The 18,693-nt window shown below is 72.7% G+C and carries 14 protein-coding genes and 1 tRNA gene; 9 read left to right on the forward strand and 6 right to left on the reverse strand.

What is annotated here, in order from left to right:
* Positions 1-144: 144 nt before the first annotated feature.
* Positions 145-1,551 carry a DUF2079 domain-containing protein gene (locus ACFWUZ_RS05510; protein ID WP_384367485.1) on the forward strand — a complete coding sequence of 469 codons (1,407 nt, stop codon included), beginning with the start codon at positions 145-147 and terminating at the stop codon, positions 1,549-1,551.
* Positions 1,552-1,668: 117 nt separating this feature from the next.
* Here the strand turns inward: ACFWUZ_RS05510 and ACFWUZ_RS05515 are convergent, their stop codons facing one another.
* Positions 1,669-4,257 (reverse strand): ABC transporter permease, encoded by a 2,589-nt coding sequence (locus ACFWUZ_RS05515; protein WP_384367488.1) that lies wholly within the window; start codon positions 4,255-4,257, stop codon positions 1,669-1,671.
* A complete protein-coding gene (locus tag ACFWUZ_RS05520) occupies positions 4,254-5,030 on the reverse strand; it encodes an ABC transporter ATP-binding protein (protein ID WP_384367491.1) in 777 nt (258 codons plus the stop codon). The genes ACFWUZ_RS05515 and ACFWUZ_RS05520 overlap by 4 nt, the downstream gene beginning before the upstream one ends.
* Before the next feature lie 363 nt (positions 5,031-5,393).
* On the opposite strand from ACFWUZ_RS05520, the gene ACFWUZ_RS05525 reads away from it, so the two are divergent.
* Positions 5,394-6,989, forward strand: a complete 1,596-nt coding sequence (locus ACFWUZ_RS05525) for an MFS transporter (protein WP_384367494.1) — start codon at positions 5,394-5,396, stop codon at positions 6,987-6,989.
* A 94-nt stretch (positions 6,990-7,083) separates the two neighbouring features.
* Complete coding sequence (locus ACFWUZ_RS05530; protein WP_384367497.1) at positions 7,084-7,314, forward strand: hypothetical protein; 231 nt, start codon at positions 7,084-7,086, stop codon at positions 7,312-7,314.
* A 422-nt stretch (positions 7,315-7,736) separates the two neighbouring features.
* Here the strand turns inward: ACFWUZ_RS05530 and ACFWUZ_RS05535 are convergent, their stop codons facing one another.
* The 3 genes from ACFWUZ_RS05535 to ACFWUZ_RS05545 form a co-directional block, all read right to left on the reverse strand.
* Positions 7,737-8,609 carry a cellulose-binding protein gene (locus tag ACFWUZ_RS05535; protein ID WP_384367500.1) on the reverse strand — a complete coding sequence of 291 codons (873 nt, stop codon included), beginning with the start codon at positions 8,607-8,609 and terminating at the stop codon, positions 7,737-7,739.
* Between the two features lie 135 nt (positions 8,610-8,744).
* Entirely contained in the window at positions 8,745-11,273 is a 2,529-nt protein-coding gene (locus tag ACFWUZ_RS05540) for an SUKH-4 family immunity protein (protein ID WP_384367503.1), read from the reverse strand.
* A gap of 7 nt (positions 11,274-11,280) precedes the next feature.
* Positions 11,281-12,276, reverse strand: coding sequence for an SMI1/KNR4 family protein (locus ACFWUZ_RS05545; protein ID WP_384367506.1), 996 nt, complete (start codon positions 12,274-12,276; stop codon positions 11,281-11,283).
* Positions 12,277-12,505: 229 nt separating this feature from the next.
* Between ACFWUZ_RS05545 and ACFWUZ_RS05550 the strand changes: the two genes are divergently transcribed.
* The gene (locus ACFWUZ_RS05550; RefSeq protein WP_384367509.1) at positions 12,506-13,132 is read left to right on the forward strand and encodes a YwqJ-related putative deaminase; all 627 of its coding nucleotides are present in this window, start codon (positions 12,506-12,508) and stop codon (positions 13,130-13,132) included.
* A gap of 2 nt (positions 13,133-13,134) precedes the next feature.
* Positions 13,135-13,644, forward strand: coding sequence for an SUKH-3 domain-containing protein (locus ACFWUZ_RS05555; protein ID WP_384367512.1), 510 nt, complete (start codon positions 13,135-13,137; stop codon positions 13,642-13,644).
* Between the two features lie 20 nt (positions 13,645-13,664).
* Here the strand turns inward: ACFWUZ_RS05555 and ACFWUZ_RS05560 are convergent, their stop codons facing one another.
* Positions 13,665-14,993 (reverse strand): histidine kinase, encoded by a 1,329-nt coding sequence (locus tag ACFWUZ_RS05560; RefSeq protein WP_384367515.1) that lies wholly within the window; start codon positions 14,991-14,993, stop codon positions 13,665-13,667.
* Between the two features lie 180 nt (positions 14,994-15,173).
* Here ACFWUZ_RS05560 and ACFWUZ_RS05565 point away from each other — a divergent pair.
* From ACFWUZ_RS05565 to ACFWUZ_RS05580, 4 genes are all read left to right on the forward strand, one after another.
* Positions 15,174-15,245: transfer RNA gene (locus ACFWUZ_RS05565), tRNA-Gln, on the forward strand.
* Positions 15,246-15,355: 110 nt separating this feature from the next.
* Entirely contained in the window at positions 15,356-16,801 is a 1,446-nt protein-coding gene (glmU, locus tag ACFWUZ_RS05570) for a bifunctional UDP-N-acetylglucosamine diphosphorylase/glucosamine-1-phosphate N-acetyltransferase GlmU (protein ID WP_384367518.1), read from the forward strand.
* Positions 16,802-16,935: 134 nt separating this feature from the next.
* Positions 16,936-17,913, forward strand: a complete 978-nt coding sequence (locus ACFWUZ_RS05575; RefSeq protein ID WP_031138975.1) for a ribose-phosphate diphosphokinase — start codon at positions 16,936-16,938, stop codon at positions 17,911-17,913.
* A 179-nt stretch (positions 17,914-18,092) separates the two neighbouring features.
* Entirely contained in the window at positions 18,093-18,677 is a 585-nt protein-coding gene (locus tag ACFWUZ_RS05580; RefSeq protein ID WP_384367521.1) for a 50S ribosomal protein L25/general stress protein Ctc, read from the forward strand.
* The last annotated feature ends 16 nt before the right edge of the window (positions 18,678-18,693 follow it).

The raw sequence follows: 18,693 nt of genomic DNA on the forward strand, positions 1-18,693 counted from the left end.
CCGCCCGGGCCCGGTCCGACGGGCCGGCCTTCGTCACGCGCGACACGTTCGTCCCGCTCTACGATGTGGACGTACTGACCGTCTGAGCTCGCCGCGCCGCGTCCGCAGGAGTTCACGCCCGCCCGGACGAGGAGCCAGACCACCGTGACGAGCGATGCGATAACCCGCCCTGCCCCCGCGGCCCCGCCCGCGGCACGGCAGGGGCGGTTTCCGTGGCCCGGGCCCTATGCGGTGGCGGCCGGACTGTTCCTCGTCTACCTCGTCCTGTCCGTCGGGCGCTTCCGCCGCATGGAGTGGGCCTCCTGGGACCTGGGGATCTTCGAGCAGGCCATCCGGGCCTACGCGCACCTCCAGGAGCCCGTGGCCGACCTGAAGGGCCCCGGCACCAACATCCTCGGGGACCACTTCAGCCCGGTCATCGCACTGATCGCCCCCCTCTACCGGGTCTTCCCCGGGCCCCTGACGCTGCTCGTCGCCCAGGCCGCACTGTTCGCGCTCTCCGCCGTCCCCGTCACCCGGGCGGCCGCACGGCTGCTGGGCCGGGCCCGGGGCGTCGCGCTGGGGGTGGCGTACGGGCTCTCGTGGGGGGTCCAGCGGGCCGTGGAGTTCGACTTCCACGAGATCGCCTTCGCCGTGCCGCTGCTCGCCTTCGCCCTGGAGGCGCTGCTCGCCCGGCGCTGGCGGGCCGCCCTGCTGTGGGGGCTGCCGCTGCTGTTCGTCAAGGAGGATCTCGGTTTCACGCTCGCGGCCCTGGCCGTGGTGGTGGCCTGGCGGGCGCGGCCGACCGACCGGCGGGCCGCCTGGGGCGCCGTCGCCGTCGCCGTGGGGGCCTCGGTCTTCGCCGTCCTCGTCTTCACCGTCATCGTCCCGGCCTTCGCCGCCGACGGGTACGGCTACTGGGACAAGATCGACGGCGCGGGGCCGCTCGACGGCATCGGCACCAAGCTCACCACCCTGGGGTGGGTGCTCGTCCCCACCTCCGGGCTGCTCGCACTGCGCTCCCCGCTGCTGCTGGTCGCCGCCCCCACCCTGGGCTGGCGGTTCCTGTCCGGGGACGACCACTACTGGTCCACCGACTGGCACTACAGCGCCGTCCTCATGCCCGTCGTGACCCTCGCCCTCGTCGACGCCATCGACACCGTCCGGCGGGGCGATCGGCCCTGGCTGCGCGCGTACGCCCTCCAGCTGCCCACCGCCGTGCTCGCCGCCGGCCTCGCCCTCAGCGCGACGGCCCTGCCGACCGAGAAGCTCGGGCGGGCCGGTACGTACGCGAAGCCGGACCGGGTCGTGGCCATCGAGCGGCTCCTGGACCGGATCCCCGACGGGGCGACCGTGGAGGCCGACACCGGCCCGCTGACCCGGCTCACCTCCCGCTGCCGCGTGTTCTGGATCGGCGGCAGCCGCGGCGAGGTACCCGACTGGATCACCATCGACAACTCCTCCGCGTGGGCCGGCGAGGACCCGACCGCCTACGCCGCCCAGCTGCACCCCGGCCGCCGGTGGGAACTCGTGGGCCGGGCCGAAGGGGTCGTGCTGATCCGCCGGCGGTGAACGACGCCGGCCCCGGACCGCCCTCTCGGACGGTCCGGGGCCGGCGCCCTCCCCCGTTGGTTCCCCCGTGGGTCCCCCGTTGCCCCCGTGGGTCCCCCCGTACGACCGCGGCGGTCGTTACTCGCTCGCGATCGCGTTCAGTACGTTCATCCGCCCTGCCCGGAAGGCCGGGACCAGTGCGGCGAACAGGCCCACGAGGGCCGAGGCGGCGAACACCCCGAGGATCGTCGGCCACGGGATCTCCAGCACCTTCAGGCCCTCCAGCGCCAGCAGCTGCTGGGCGGCGGCCCCCCAGCCCATGCCCAACCCGAGCCCGAGGAGGGCGCCGAAGAGGGCGATGACCACCGACTCCAGGCGGATCATGCGGCGCAGCTGGCGGCGGGAGAGGCCGATGGCGCGCATCAGGCCGATCTCGCGGGTCCGCTCGACCACCGACAGGGCGAGGGTGTTCACGACACCGAGGACCGCGACGACGATGGCGAGGCCGAGGAGCCCGTAGACCATGTTCAGCAGCTGGCCGACCTGGTCCTTCAGCGCCTGCTTGTAGTCGGCCTGGTTGAGCACCTTGTACTGCGGGTACTCGGCGAGCGCCGCCTTGACCCCCTTGTACGCGGCGGCGTCGGACTGCCCGTCCGCCGCGGTGGCCAGCAGCATGAAGGGGCGCGGCATCCGCTCGGCCGGGACGTTCGCCTCGGCGACGGCGGTGCTGATGTACTTCATGCCCTTGTCGAGGTTGCCCTCGTCGCTGGTGATCGCCGCGACCTTCAGCTTGACGGTACTGCCGCCCGTGAAGGCGACCGTCAGCTCGTCGCCGAGCTTGATCCCGCGCTCGGTGGCGTACTGCGATCCCACCGACATGGAGTCCTTGCCGTACGCCGCCGCGTGCTCGCCGGCGACCATCTTGCGCCGGATGTCCTTGGCGTACGTCGGGTCGGTGGCGCCGAGGCCCTCCCCTTCCAGGGTGGTGCCGTCGGGCGCGGTGATCTTGGCCTCGACCTCGCGGTAGGCGGTGACGTGGTCCAGGCCGGGGGTGGCGCGCAGGGCCTGCTCGGCCTGGGGCAGGACCGGCTGCCCGGTCATGGAGTTGACGATGTAGTCCGCGCCGACCGACTTGTCGAGTTCGTCGGTGGCGGAGGCCACCATGGAGGAGCCGACCACCGACAGGCAGGCGACCAGGGCGAGGCCGATCATCAGCGCGGCGGCGGTGGCACCGGTGCGGCGCGGGTTGCGCAGGGCGTTGCGCTCGGCGAGCCGGCCCACCGGCCCGAAGGGGCGCAGGACGGCCCCGGAGAGCACCCGCACGACGCCCGCGGCCAGCAGCGGGCCGATCACGATGAAGCCGATCAGGGTGAAGACCACGCCCAGGCCCAGCCACAGCGATCCGGGGCCGGCCTCCTCCGCGGTCACGGCGAGGAAGAGCCCCGCGGCGCCGATGCCGGTGAGGACCAGGCCGAGGACGGCGCGGACGGCGCCGGCCTTCTTGTCGCCGGGGGTGCCGGACTCGCGCAGCGCCGCCATCGGGGAGACCTTGCCGGCCCGGCGGGCCGGGACGTAGGCGGCGATGGCGGTGACCTTGATGCCGAGCAGCAGCCCGGTGACCGGGGTGGTCCAGGCGACGGTCAGGTCGTCGGTGGACAGGTGCATGCCCATCTGGCCCATGAGTTCCATGAGTCCGACGGCCAGCCCGATGCCTGCACCGACGCCGAGGACCGAACCGACGAAGCCGAGGAGGTAGGCCTCCAGGACGACGGACTTGAGGACCTGGCCGCTGTCGGCGCCGATGGCACGCATCAGACCGATCTCACGGGTCCGCTGGGCCACCAGCATCGAGAAGGTGTTGAAGATCAGGAAGATGCCGACGAGGAAGGCGATCCCGGCGAAGCCGAGCATCACGTACTTCATCACCTTCAGGAAGGAGCCGACGTCCTTGCGGTTGGCGTCCGCGGCCTCCTTGGCGGTCTGCAGCTTGTACGCGTCGGCGCCGACGGCGGTGGCGACGTGCTGCTTGAGCTGCTCGTCGCTCACCCCGTCCTTGGCGGTGATGTTGACGTGCGTGAACGCACCCGGATCGCCGAGCAGCCGGTGCTGCGCGGTGGCGGTGTCGAAGTAGACGACGGCCGCACCCGGGTTGGTGACGGTGAAGGTGGCGATACCGGTGATCCGGGCGCGGATGTCGCCGGTGATGGCGATGGTGCGCAGTTCGTCACCGAGGGCGAGGTGGTGCTTCTTCGCGGTGTCGGCGTCGACCATCACCTCGGTGGGCCCGCGCGGCGCGTGACCGGCGGTGATCTTCATGGACTTGAGCTCGTTGTCGCTCCAGTTGCCCGCGATGGTCGGGGCGCCGGTGGTCGAGCCCATGTTCTCGTTCTTGGCGTTGACCACCGTCACGGACATCGACACGACGGCGCCCTCGGCGCTCTCGACGCCCTCGGCGCCGGCGGCCTTCGCCACGACGGAGCCGTCCAGCGACTCGGGCCGGCCGCTCTGCGGGACCTCCTCGCCGCTCTTCGCCTCCTTCGGGCTGAGGGTCACGTCGGAGCTGGTTACGGCGAACAGCTTGTCGAAGGTGGTGTTCATGGTGTCGGTGAACACCAGCGTGCCGCAGACGAACGCGACGGAGAGCATGACGGCGACGGCGGAGAGCGCCATCCGCCCCTTGTGCGCGACGAAGTTGCGCCGCGAGGTCTTCAGGACCATGTTGCTCATGAGGTCCGTCCGCGCGCGTCGAAGTCCTTCATCCGGTCCAGGACCTGGTCCGCGGTGGGGTTCAGCATCTCGTCGACGATCCGGCCGTCCGCGAGGAAGATCACGCGGTCCGCGTAGGAGGCGGCGACCGGGTCGTGGGTGACCATCACGATGGTCTGGCCGAGCTCGTCCACCGAGCGGCGCAGGAAGCCGAGGACCTCGGCACCGGCCCGGGAGTCGAGGTTTCCGGTCGGCTCGTCCCCGAAGATGATCTGCGGGCGCGCCGCGAGCGCGCGGGCGACCGCCACACGCTGCTGCTGGCCGCCGGAAAGCTCCGTCGGGCGGTGCTTGAGGCGCCCCGCGAGACCGACGGTCTCCACCACCCGGTCCAGCCACTCCTTGTCGGGCTTGCGGCCCGCGATGTCCATGGGGAGCGTGATGTTCTCCAGGGCGTTCAGCGTGGGCAGCAGGTTGAAGGCCTGGAAGATGAAACCGATCCGGTCGCGCCGCAGCTGCGTGAGCTTCTTGTCCTTCAGCCCGGTGATCTCGGTGTCGTCCAGGTGGATCTGCCCGCTCGTCACCGTGTCCAGGCCGGCCAGGCAGTGCATCAGCGTGGACTTGCCCGAGCCCGACGGGCCCATGATCGCGGTGAACTGGCCGCGCCGGATGTCCACGTCCACCGCGTCCAGGGCGACGACGCGCGTCTCGCCGGACCCGTAGGCCTTCACGACCTTCCGCGCCCGGGCCGCGACGGCTTCATGGCCACCAGTGCCCCCGTGCCTGGTCTCGGTCATAGCCGTTGTCACGGTGTTTCCCCTCGTTCGTGTGCGTGCGCCGCGTGCGCCACGGGCACGGTCGTGCCCGTACGTCGCCGTCATGGAGTCTGCTGGCCGGGGATGCCCGGCGCCCTGGTGCTCATCGCCGTATCCACCCGGGGGTTAACCCCACCCCCCTGGGTGCCCCGCCCGTAGGAACCAGTTAAGGACCTGGCCGCACCCCCCACCTCCTCCGCCGGAACGAAAGACCCCTGGCCCCAAATGCGGAGCAGCCCCTAGGGGTTCTCCACCTTCCGGGGGAGGGGACCTGGGGGATACCGCCCGGCGGACCCGTGGTGAGAAGGTGTTCCCCGCAGTTACGTGCAGGGGGAAGGAATCTCGGTGACCTCAGGGGAGAGCGGCGGCAGCGCTCCGGACGGGGCGTCCGCGGTGGGCTCCGGCGCCCCCGGCCCGGCGCCGCGGACGCCCGGCGAGGCCCCCGGCACCGGACGGCCGCCGGGCGCCGTGGTCGCCTCCCTGATGCTGGGCATGGCCCTGGTCGCCCTGGACAGCACGATCGTCGCCACCGCCGTCCCGCAGATCGTGGGCGACCTCGGCGGGTTCTCCGTCTTCTCCTGGCTGTTCTCCGGCTACCTCCTGGCCGTCACCGTCAGCCTGCCCGTCTACGGCAAGCTGTCCGACACCCTCGGCCGCAAACCCGTACTCCTCTTCGGCATCGCGCTCTTCCTCTTCGGCTCCCTGCTGTGCGCCCTCGCCTGGAACATGGCCGCGCTCATCGCGTTCCGGATCGTCCAGGGCCTGGGCGGCGGCGCTCTCCAGGGCACCGTCCAGACCCTGGCCGCCGACCTCTACCCGCTCAAGGACCGCCCGAAGATACAGGCCCGGATGTCCTCGGTCTGGGCCACCGCGGCCGTGGCCGGCCCGGCCCTCGGCGGGCTGTTCGCCGCCTACGCGCACTGGCGCTGGATCTTCCTCGTCAACCTGCCGCTGGCCGGGCTCGCCCTGTGGATGGTGGCCCGCCACCTGAAGGAACCCGCACGGTCCCCCGGCCGCCGGGGCCCCGTCGACTGGGCCGGAGCCCTTTCGATCTTCGCCTGCGGCGGCGTCCTGCTGTTCGCCCTCGTCCAGGGCGGGGTCGCCTGGCCCTGGCTGTCCGCGCCCTCCCTGGCACTCCTGGGCGCGAGCGCACTGCTGGCCGCCTGGGTGGTCCAGGTGGAACGCCGCGCCGAGGAACCCATCCTGCCCGGCTGGGTCTGGCGCCGGCGCACCATCGCCGCCGTCAACCTGGCCCTGGGGGCCCTCGGGCTGCTCATGGTCGCCCCCATGGTGTTCGTGCCCACGTACGCCCAGTCCGTACTCGGCCTCGACCCGATAGCCGCCGGACTCGTCATGTCCGTGATGACGCTGAGCTGGCCCATCAGCGCCGCACTCAGCCAGCACGTCTACCGGCGTATCGGCTTCCGCAACACCGCCGCCGTCGGGATCTCCCTCGCCGCCGTCATCCTCTTCTCCTTCACCCTGCTCCCCCACCCCGCCCGCCCCTGGCAGCCCGCCCTGGTCATGCTGCTGCTCGGCGCCGCCCTCGGCCTCTTCCAGCTGCCGCTGATCATCGGGGTGCAGTCCACCGTGGGCTGGGCGGAACGGGGCACCACCACCGCCTCCGTGCTCTTCTGCCGCCAGGTCGGCCAGAGCGTCGGGGCAGCCCTCTTCGGAGCCGTCGCCAACGCGACCATCGCCGCCCGGCTCGCCCACGCCCCCATACCCGGACTCCCCGACAGCCTCGACGAGGTGGCCCAGGCACTCGAACGGCCGGGGGCACTGTCCCGGGCAGCCGCCGACTACCTGCGCGACGCCGTGGCCACGGCCGTGGACCACGTCTTCCTCGGTGCGACCTGTGCGGCCGTGGCCGCGCTGCTGGTCCTGCTGCTGACGGCGCCCCGGAAGTTTCCCGTCCTGCCCGAGCACCGGGGGGAATGACCGCCCCCGGCGGTGCGGCTCCTCATGACCCCGGCCCATGGGTGACCCTCTGACCCAGGACCGTTTCTCCGGGGGGGGACGACGCGGTTTCCGCATGGTCGGCGCCCGCGCTGCCGGCCGCCGTGGCCGGACCGTCGTCCTGCGGCTGCGCCGGAACCCGGCCTTCGTCACCGGCCGCGACGGCCGCCCCTCCACCTCGACGGCCCTGGCCCTGGCCTGGACCGTGATCCTCCTCCGGCTGCTCCTCACGGTGCCGGCCTACGGGCTCACCGCGGGCGGGGGCGCGCACCGGTTCCGGGGCGGGCACGGCCCCCTCTCCCCCTGACCTCGGTCGGTCTGCCGCTGCTCGGCGGCCCGTACGTGGCCCTGATCGCCCGCGAACGACAGCGGGCGCACCGACCTCGTCGGGTGCGGCTGCGGGAAGCCGCTCCTCTCCCCCGCCCCGCCCTTCCCCCGTATCCCGGCCTCCCCGGAGACGCCGGGAGGTGCCCTCCGCAGGAGCACGGCGCAGCCGGAGCCGAGGGGACGGGGCGGGGTCGGCCGGGACGTGGAACGTGATGTGTCGGCGCACCAACAGGCCGCACCGCCGAAGCCGAGCCGGACCCCGCTCAGCCCCCCGTCGGAGCCCGCAGCCGGAGCCGGGCCGAACCCTGATCAGCCCCCGCAGAGCCCGCGCGACCGGACCCCAGCCGGACCCCGCTCAGCCCTCCGCAGGAGCCGCACAGCCGAAGCCGGGCCCGAACTCGCTCAGCCCTCCGCAGGAGCACGGCCCGTCAGGGCCGCCAGGCTGGCGCGGACGTGGTTCATGTGCGCCCGCATCTCGTCCTGGGACTCCGCGTGCTCCCGCAGGACCCGCTCCGTCTCCCGGCCGGTCCGCTCCTCCTGCACCCTGGCCGCCGCGAGCAGCTCGCCCGCCCGCGCCTCCGCGTCCTCCTGGCCGTGCCGGGCCGACTCCTCGGCCTCCGCGAAGCCCCGGCGGGCCTCCGCCAGCCGCGCCTGCGCGTACTGCTCCAGTTCCGCGTGGCGCGCCTCCAGCTCCGCCTCCCGCGCCGCCAGCTCCCGCTCCGACGCCTCCCAGCGTTCCGCCTGCTCCTGCTCCCGCTCGGCCAGCAGCACCTCCGCCCGCCGCCGGGTCTCCGCCAGCGTCGCCTGCGCCTGCGCCCGCCAGGCCGCCGCGTCCTCCCGGGCCCCCGCACGCGCGTCGTCCGCTTCCCGCTGCGCCCGCAGCAGCCCCTGCCGGGCCCGGACCTCGGTCTGCTCGCGCACCGCCTCCGCGTCACCCCGCGCCAGCTCCGCCACCCGGTCCGCGTGCGCCTCGGCGGCGCCCAGGGTCGCGGCCGCGTCCGCCCGCGCCTCCATCCGTACGGAGTCCGCCTCCTCCTGCACCAGCAGCAGGATCCGGCGGGCACGCTCGCTCAGCTCGTCGTACGTCTGCGGGGCCAGCGCGGCCACCGCCTCGCGCAGCCGCCCCGCCTCCTCCTCCATCTGCTTCGCCAGGACGGTCAGCCGCGCCACACGCTCCCAGGCCTCGTCACGACTGCCGGAGAGCCGGGCGAGATACCGGTCGACCTCTTCCGTGCGGTAGCCGCGGCCGCGCACGGTCGCAATGGGTGCACTCATCCTGGAAGCGCCTCTCTCGCGGGGATTCCTGTCAAGGATGCGTCATTTGCTCCCAGAAGCCGGAATGGCCGGGCCGGGACCCCGTACGAGGGGTCCCGACCCGGCCATCCAACTGATCATGCGATCAGCCGCACATCACAGCAGTCCGTCCCACATCTGCTCCAGCAGCACCGACCACCAGTTCTCCGGCGAAGCCAGCGCCGCCGTGTCCAGCCCCGCCAGATTGGCCTGGAAATCGACCGTCCAGCGCCCCGCCTGCTCCGGCGTCAGATGCTGACGCAGCCGCCACATGTGACCCAGCATCGCCAGGGACCGCGCGAACTGGGGCAGGCTCGAATTCACGAACTGCGGAGGCACCGGCGCACCGCCCGGACCGCCCTCCACCGGTACCGCCACGATGTGCGCGGTCCCGTACTGCACGCAGAGCGCCTTGCCGAAGTCACTGCCGACCACGAGGTACGAACCCGCGTCCGACGCCGGCTGCACCTGCCGCTGCGCCGCCATCTCGGCCAGCGTCGGCACCGGCTGACCCGGCACCGCCTGCGCCCAGAAGAACGGCCCGAAATCGACGGGCAGCCCCGACACCATCAGCGTCTGCGCCACGATCTCCGGCACGCCCTGACGGGACACCGCCCGCTGGTCGAAACGGAACACGCCCTGGGGGCCGAACGCCCCCGCCAGCTCCTGCGCGATGGACTCCAGCGGAATCGCCGGCTGCAGCTGGACCTGCGGCAGGGGCGCCCGTACCGGCGCGGGGCGCGCCGGACCGTCCGCCACCTGGTGCAGCTCACCCTGGTGCGTCAGCAGGTGCCGCATGCCCTGCTGGCGGCCCGCATGGTCCTTGCCGTACGGGGCCACGCTGGTGATCCGCACCTGCGGCCAGGTCTCCCTGATCATCCGGGCGCAGTACCCACCGGGCAGCTCGCACGACTCCAGCTCCGTGTGCAGCTCCAGCACCTGCTGCGGCGGCACGTTCATGGCCCGCAGCTCGTGGAGGATCTGCCACTCGGGATGCGGCGTACCCGGCGCCGAACGGCGGATGAGCTGCTGCTCGGAGCCGTCGGGAGCCCGGTAGCGCAGCACGGCCTGGTAGCCCGGCCCCACAGTGGGCGCACCCGTCGGCACGGGCGGCTGCGCCACCGGCGCCACGGGCCCGCCCGGCGGCGGACCGGGAGGACCGGGCGGACGCCCCGCGGGCGGACCCGCCAGCATCGTCGCGGCGTGGTCGAGCCCCCCACCGGGCGCTCCGGGAGCACCGGGCGGACCGGGAGGCTGGGGTACGCCGGGACCCGCGAGCATGGTCGCGGCATGGTGCGCCCCGCCGCCGGGCGCCCCCGGCGGGCCGGGGGGCGCGGGCGGCCGACCCACCACGGCGGGACCCGCCAGCATCGTCGCGGCATGGTCCAGCCCCCCACCCGGAGCACCGGGCGGACCAGGAGGACCGGGCGGCTGACCCGCACCCGAACCACCCGGCACACCCGGCGGACCAGGAGGCGCGGGCGGCCGACCCACCACGGCCGGACCCGCCAGCATCGTCGCGGCATGGTCCAGCCCCCCACCCGGAGCACCGGGCGGACCAGGAGGACCAGGCGGCTGACCCGCACCCGAACCACCCGGCACACCCGGCGCACCGGGAGGCGCGGGCGGCTGCGGGACACCGGGTCCGGCCAGCATGGTCGCGGCATGGTGCGCACCGCCGCCGGGCGCACCGGGAGCCCCGGGCGGGCCCGGAGGCGTCCCCGGCCGCTGCTCCACGCCGGAACCCCCCGCGGAACCCGGCAGGCCGCGCGGCGGAGTGACCTGGGCCTTGCTCGTCGGCGCGTCCGCGATGTCCCCCGCACGGGAACCCGGAGCGGGAGCCGGAGCCCCGCCCGGGCCCGGAGCGTGCCCGAGCGCCGGGGACACGGCCGTCTTCGGGAGCTGACTGCCCCCGGCCATCAGCGTGGTCTTCGCCTCCGGGGCCACCCCGGGCGACGGCGCGTCCTCCAGGTCCGAACCCGACAGGGGCGGCGCGAACACCGTCGCCGGCAGCGGCACGGACGCGTCGTCCGCGTTCGCGTTCACATCGGTACCGGCCCACGGCGTGGACCCGGCCGGGACCCCGTCGTTGGCGGTCGGCTCGTACGGGATCTCACCCCCGCGCCGCAGCGGCACCGCCTCCACCGCAGCCGGAGCCGGAGCAGCCGGCGCGTCCACGGGCTCCGCCGCCGCGGAGGGCCCGGCCTCCGCCGCCTCCCCGGCCGCCGGACCCGCAGCCCGACCCGCAGCCGGACCCGGCGAACCACCGGGAATCCCCGCCCGGTCCGCCGCCTCCTGCAACCACTCCGGCGGACTGAGCATGAAAGACGTCTGCTCGGAGTCGATCCGCGGCGGAGGCACCGAGGCCTCCGCCACCGGGACGGCCGCCGCCCCGTACTCCTCCTCGTACCGGCGGATCACCTCACCCACCGGCAGACCCGGCCACAACGTCACCTCGCCGCTGTCCCGCGCGATGACCAGACGCTGCCGCCCGCCCCCCGACACCGGACCCGCCGCACGGTCCTCCGCCCACACCACGAACCCGAGCCCGAACTCCCGTACACGCACCTCACGGTGCTGGTACGCGGGCACGTCCCCGTTGATCCACTCCTCGGCGCGCTCCTGCGCCTGCGCAAAGGTCACCACCGCGCCGTCACCCCTCATCCGAACCGGAACGCGTCACCGGAACCGAACGCGCGAATCCGCCGTCCACCATCAGACCGGCCACCGTCTCCAGTTCCGGCGGGTTCCCCGCCAACCGCTCCAGAAAGGCGTCGAAATCACCGCCGCACGGCAGCAACAGCCGCTCCACGCGCTCCTGCACCGACCAGCCGTCCTGGTCGCGCGCATCGTCGTAAGGGGAGAACCACACCGAGCCGAGCGCCTCGCCCTTCACCTTCAGCGCCAGCAGACCGCCCTGCACGAAAGCCACGCACAGGTAGTCCTTCGTCAGGTGGTCCCGCAGACACTTGTTGACGTACACCAGGTCGTTGACCGCCGCCTCCTCACGCACCGTGAAGAACGGCTGGTCCACCAGCAGCCCGAGGTCCACGTCCAGGCCCGCACCCACCGGCGCGCAGCCCCCCGAGGCCTTCAGGAACGAGCGGTACGCCTCCGGCAGCCGGTAGCCGAGATCCTCCTCGACCCCCTGCACCTGGCCCTCCGACACCGACACCACCGACTTCGGCAGCCCCATGTGCACCGGCCGCACCTCCTGCAGAGGCCGCGTCCCGCGCTTGTCAGGGTCCACCGGCGCCGTCGCCAGCCCCGCGTGATGCCGCAGCAACGCCTTCACCTCGACGGGCACCAGCTCCATCCGCCGGCCGCCCGCCACGTGGTGCCAGGTCCAGCCGTGCGGGGTCGCCACCGGGCCGACGGTGTCCCACAGTTCATGGCCGGCCTCCCGCATCGCCGCGTTCGCCGACACGTAGTCCGTCAGCCGCAGCTCGTCCACACCGAAGCCCTCGGGCGGCTCGGCGATCTCCACCGCCGCACGCGCGTACCGGGAGAAGTCGGGATATCCGCTCCCGTCGATCCGTACTCCATGGGGATGCCGAGCGGCCCGGACCGGGTCCGGGAAATGCACGACCTGGCCCGAGTAAGCGGCGTTGGGTGGCGCGGCCTGCTGCCCGAGCCGACCTGTCGTCATGGCGGTAGCCCCCTGCTGGATCTGGCTGGTTCACCACAGCCTATGTGCTCGGGCAAGAGCCTCACCCGCGCCTGACCCCCACGCCCCCACAAGGGCCAGGAACATCCGAATTGATACGAATATTCGACCCCGCTTCCACACGACAGGTGACATTTGGCAGGCTGTCCCCGCAGCACGGGGGCGTGCGCGACAGCGGCACCACCGCGGCCACGGGAGGGAAAGCGCGACCATGCAGAACACGGCAACACGCACAGATCCGGCCGACACCGGCCCCGGAACCCCGGGAACACCCGGCCAGCCCGGAATCACCGGCCACACCGGCCACACCGGCCATTCCGGAGGCGCCGCCACCACCGGCGACCCCGCCCCCGGCCCCGTCGGCGACCCCCGCCTGCGCTGGAGCAGCACCGACGGCCGCCCCACCGCACCCGTCCTGCGCTTCCGCCGCGACGGCATCCTGCCCACCGTCGCCGCCGCCCTCTCCGTACGGGGCGAAACCCTCACCGGCACCGCCGGCAAGGGCGACCAGCCCCCCGTGCTCCACCCCCTCGTCCAGGACTTCCTCGACACCCTGACGAGCGGCCAGCGCGAACGGTTCACCGGCCGCTGCCCGGAAGCCATCCTGCTCTCCCGCCACCTCACCACCGTCGAAGGCGCCCGCAGCAGACGCGCCTCCCGCAAACCCCTCACCCCCAGCGAAGCCAGGCGCTCCCTCAAGCACGCGAAGATCACCGCCCGCCGCATCCGCGAGGACGGCGACCCCCTCCACGGCAGCTACGCACCCCCCTGCCGCTCCTGCGACGCCCTCCTCGCCCACTTCGGCGTACGCTCCGTCGACCTCACCGCATCCGAGTAGCCATGACCACCACTTCAGCCTCCTACGACCGCTCCTCCGCCACCCGGTTCCCCACCGCCGTGGACTCCGCCCTGCGCACCGCCGGCTGGGAGCCCGGCCGCTGGGACATCAAGCAGGCCGAGTACTGGGCCGACGCCCTGCGCGACCACACCACCCCCGCCGGACACCGCCACACCGTCTTCCCCGCAGCCGTCGAAGCCTGGGCCGAATTCGGCGGCCTCACCGTCACCGCACCCGGCCCCGGCCGCCAGATAGCACCCGCCCCCGTCCGGATCGACCCCCTCACCGGACTCCACCTCGCCCGCACCTTCGCCGACCTCGGCCGGGCCCTGTCCACCCAGCTCTGCCCCCTCGGCGTCGAAACCGACGGAAGCTCCCACCTCGCCCTCGACGCCGAAGGCCGCGTCTACGGCATCGACCACACCGGCGACTGGTACCTCGGCTCCAGCCTCGACGAAGCCCTCACCCTCCTCCTCACGGGCCTCCAGCCGACCCGCCTCACCACCGGCTAGCCCCCCCAACGCCCGGCCGGTCAGGCGGTCAGGCGGGCAGGCGGGGCGGCGGGGAGCACCGCCGACACCCGGAAACCACCCGCATCCGTCGGACCCGACACGAACACCCCGCCCAGCCCCAGCACCCGCTCCCGCATGCCGACCAGCCCGTTGCCCCCGCTCGGCAGCCCGGCACCGCCCGCCTCACCGTCACACGGCCCGTTCTCCACCTGCATCGCCACCTCCCCCTCCCGATGCGCCAGCCGCACCACGACCCGCGCCCCCGGAGCGTGCTTGTGGCAATTGGTCAGCGCCTCCTGCACCACCCGGTACGCCGTCTGCTCCACCTCCGCCGCGTACGCCGGCCGCGCCCCCTGCACCACCATCTCCACGACCATCCCCGCCGCCCTCGACTGCCCCACCAGCACCTCCAGCTCGGCAAGCGAAGGCCCGTCGTCGAAGCTCCCCACCAAGGCGGCCGCCGCCGGCGCAGCGGACACCCCGGCCCCCGCCACCGCACGCACACCCCCGGTACCACCGGAACCGGCCGCAGCCGCAACCGCCTGCGAAGACCCCGACCGCAGCACCCCCAGCATCTCCCGCAGCTCCGTCAACGCCTGCCGCCCCATGTCCCCGACCAGCGCCGCGTTCTTCGCCGCCCGCGCCGGATCCTTGAGGGCCACCGCCTCCAGCGCCGCCGCGTGCACCACCATCAGCGACACCCGGTGCGCCACCACGTCGTGCATCTCCCGCGCGATCCGGGTCCGCTCCTCCGTCCGGGCCCACTCGGCCCGCTCCTCGGCCCGGTCCGCCAGCAGCGACAACTCCCGCTCCAGCGAATCCGCCCGCTCCTGCAAGCTCTCCATCAGCCGCCGCCGCGCCCCGATGTACAGCCCGAACAGCACCGGCGGCACGGTCAGCGCCACCGCCACGAACCCGGACAGCGCCACCACCAGCGCCGTGTCGGCCTCCACGTCCCCGCGGGTCCGCAGGTACATCACCACGTACGTCGCCGCCAGCGACATCGAAGCCAGCGTGGCGGTGATCCGCCGCGGCACCTCGGACGAGGCCAGCGTGTACAGCCCCACCACCCCGAGCAGGAACCCCATCGCCGCCGGCGCCACGGCGATCCCCACCAGCACCACGGCGATCGGCCAGCGCCGCCGCAGCACGAGCACGGAACCCACCACGAGCCCGAACAGCACCCCGACCGCGGTCGGCACCCCCGCCTCGCGGGCGAAGGCGACCCCCTCCCACGCGCACTCCAGGGCGGAGACCCCGCCGAGCGCGACGTCCACCACGACATCCCGCCGCCGCACCCACCACAAAGGCGGCCCAGCGCGGCCTTCCACTTCCCCCGAACTGGTCATGCCGTCCAGCGTACGCAGCGCCCCCACCACAGCCGCGACCGGAATTCCGGCAAACCCCGGCCGGTGAGCGTCCTCCAGGGCACGGGGCTTTACCGTCGCGTCGAAGGCTGGTGGTGCGGCATAGTAGGTGCCGTCGACTCGATCAGCAGTGGCGAATGTCCGATTTAGTCGGCCTTACCATCCCCTGTGGTGTAATTGGCAGCACTGAGGCTTTTGGTGCCTTATGTCCGGGTTCGAGTCCTGGCGGGGGAGCGAAGCAGGATGCGGGTCCCGACCTCCGCGGTCGGGACCCGGCTTCGTTTCCGGCCCCGGAGCCACCGGTATCCTGCACGGGTCCACCCCCGAAGCCGAAGGGCATCCCCGTGAGCGCCAACCGCCCGGCAGCCGTCGTCGTACTCGCAGCGGGTGAAGGCACCCGCATGAAGTCGGCCACTCCCAAGGTCCTGCACGAGATCTGCGGGCGCTCGCTCGTCGGTCATGTCGTCGCCGCCTCCCGCGAGCTGGACCCCGCCCACCTCGTCGTGGTCGTCGGGCACGCCCGGGAGCAGGTCACCGCGCACCTCGCCGCCGTCGACGCGGAGGTCCGCACCGCCGTCCAGTACGAGCAGAACGGCACCGGCCACGCCGTCCGGATGGCACTCCAGGAGCTCGGCGGCCCGGTCGACGGCACGGTGATCGTCGTCTGCGGCGACACCCCGCTGCTGACCGGCGAGACCCTGCGCGGCCTGGCCGCGACGCACGAGGCCGACGGCAACGCCGTCACCGTGCTCACGGCCGAGGTGCCGGACTCGACCGGCTACGGGCGCATCGTGCGCGACGCCGGCGGGGCCGTGACGGCCATCGTGGAGCACAAGGACGCCTCGGACGCCCAGCGGGCGATCCGGGAGATCAACTCCGGGGTCTTCGCCTTCGACGGGGCGCTGCTGGCCGATGCGCTCGGCAAGGTGCGTACGGACAACAGCCAGGGCGAGGAGTACCTCACCGACGTCCTCGGCATCCTGCGTGAGGCCGGGCACCGGGTGGGCGCGGCCATCGGCAGCGACCACCGTCAGATCCTCGGCATCAACAACCGCGTCCAGCTCGCGCAGGCGCGTGCCCTGCTGAACGCGCGCCTGCTGGAGCAGGCCATGCTCGCGGGCGTGACCGTGGTCGACCCCGCCAGCACCTTCGTGGACGTGACGGTCACCTTCGGGCAGGACGCCCTGGTCCACCCCGGCACGCAGCTGCTGGGCGCCACCCACGTCGCCGAAGGGGCCGAGGTCGGTCCGAACACGCGCCTCAAGGACACGCGGGTGGGTGCGCGGGCCCGGGTGGACAACACGGTGGCGGACACGGCGGTGATCGGTGAGGCCGCGAGCGTCGGCCCCTTCGCGTACCTGCGTCCGGGTACGGAGCTGGGTCCCAAGGCCAAGGCCGGGACCTACGTGGAGATGAAGAACGCGAAGATCGGCGAGGGGACGAAGGTGCCCCACCTGTCGTACGTGGGTGACGCGACGATCGGTGAGCACACGAACATCGGTGCGGCGAGCGTCTTCGTGAACTACGACGGTGAGCACAAGCACCACACGACCGTCGGCTCGCACTGCAAGACGGGTTCGGACAACATGTTTGTGGCGCCCGTCACGATCGGGGACGGGGCCTATACGGCTGCCGGTTCCGTGATCACCAAGGATGTCCCGCCCGGTGCGCTGGCCGTGGCCCGTGGCCAGCAGCGGAATATCGAGGGCTGGGTGGCCCGCAAGCGTCCCGGAAGTGCTGCCGCGACGGCGGCCCAGTCGGCGGTCCAGGTGGACCCCGACGGCCGTTGAGGTGAACTGACCGGAAACAGGTACGTCCGGGACGGCGTACCGTGATAGGTGCACGCAATTCGGCTGGCTCACCGTGTGCGGGACGGACGCACAGGGGGGCGAGCAGCTTTCAACACGTCTGAGGAGACAGTGCTGTGACCGGGATCAAGACGACCGGCGAGAAGAAGCTGATGCTCTTCTCCGGCCGCGCCCACCCCGAGCTGGCCGAGGAGGTCGCGCACCAGCTGGGAGTCGGCCTCGTGCCGACCAAGGCTTTCGACTTCGCGAACGGCGAGATCTACGTCCGCTTCCAGGAGTCGGCTCGTGGCGCGGACTGCTTCCTGATCCAGAGCCACACGGCTCCGATCAATAAGTGGATCATGGAGCAGCTGATCATGATCGACGCGCTGAAGCGCGCGTCGGCACGCTCCATCACCGTGATCGTGCCGTCCTACGGGTATGCCCGCCAGGACAAGAAGCACAAGGGCCGTGAGCCCATCTCGGCCCGCCTGGTGGCCGATCTGCTGAAGACGGCGGGTGCGGACCGCATTCTGACGGTGGACCTGCACACGGACCAGATCCAGGGTTTCTTCGACGGCCCGGTGGACCACCTTTCGGCGCTGTCGGTCCTCGCGGACTACGTGGGTGCCAAGGTGGACCGTACGAAGCTGACGATCGTCTCCCCGGACGCCGGCCGTGTGCGCGTGGCGGACCGGTGGTGCGACCGGCTGGACGCGCCGCTGGCGATCGTGCACAAGCGCCGCGACAAGGACGTCGCCAACCAGGTGACGGTCCACGAGGTCGTGGGTGAGGTCCGGGGTCGGGTCTGCGTCCTGGTCGACGACATGATCGACACGGGTGGCACCATCTGCGCCGCGGCCGATGCCCTGTTCGCGCACGGTGCGGAGGACGTGATCGTGACCGCGACGCACGGCATCCTGTCGGGGCCGGCGGCGGACCGTCTGAAGAACTCGAAGGTCAGCGAGTTCGTGTTCACGAACACCCTGCCGGACCCCTCGGACCTGGAGCTGGACAAGATCACGGTGCTGTCGATCGCTCCGATGATCGCGCGTGCGGTCCGTGAGGTCTTCGAGGACGGTTCGGTCACGAGCCTGTTCGAGGAGCAGCAGTAACCGCTCCGCGGTAGATCCTTTTGGTGCGGCCTCCCCTGCCGGGTACACTCGCTGAGTTGCTCGGCGAGGGAGGCCGTACCTGTTCCGGTACGGACGCTCCGTTATCGACGCGCTCTTCGTAGCAGGCCGTTCCGGCCGGGTGACTTCCGTCTTCTTCCGTCACCCCACGAGGAGTGAGCATGTCCGAGGTCAAGCTTTCCGCCAAGATCCGTGACACCTTCGGCAAGGGCTCTGCCCGTCAGGCCCGTCGTGACGCCCTGACCCCCGCCGTCATCTACGGCCACGGCACCGACCCGAAGCACGTCAACGTCGACGCCCACGCCCTTCAGCTGGCGCTGCGCACCCCGAACGTCCTGCTCTCCCTGGACCTCGGCGACGCCGGCACCGAGCTGGTCATCCCGAAGGCCGTGCAGAAGCACCCGCTGAAGCGCTCGATCTCCCACGTCGACTTCCTGATCGTCAAGAAGGGCGAGAAGGTCACCGTCGACGTCGCGATCGTCACCGAGGGCGAGCTGGCCGCCGGCGGCAACATGCTGGAGACCCTCCAGAACACCATCTCCGTCGAGGCCGAGGCCACCCACATCCCGACCGAGGTCACCGTCTCCATCGCGGGCCTCCACGCCGGCGACACCATCCACGCCAAGGACCTGGTCCTCCCCAAGGGCACCACCCTGGCCGTCGACGGCGACATCGCCGTCCTGCAGGTCGTCGCCCCGCAGGCCGAGGAGCCGGCTGCCGACGCCGCCGAGGGCACCGAGGCCTGAGCCTCGCCCCCACCCC

It is taken from the genome of Streptomyces sp. NPDC058646 (assembly GCF_042716875.1).
In the GTDB taxonomy this organism is placed as follows: domain Bacteria; phylum Actinomycetota; class Actinomycetes; order Streptomycetales; family Streptomycetaceae; genus Streptomyces.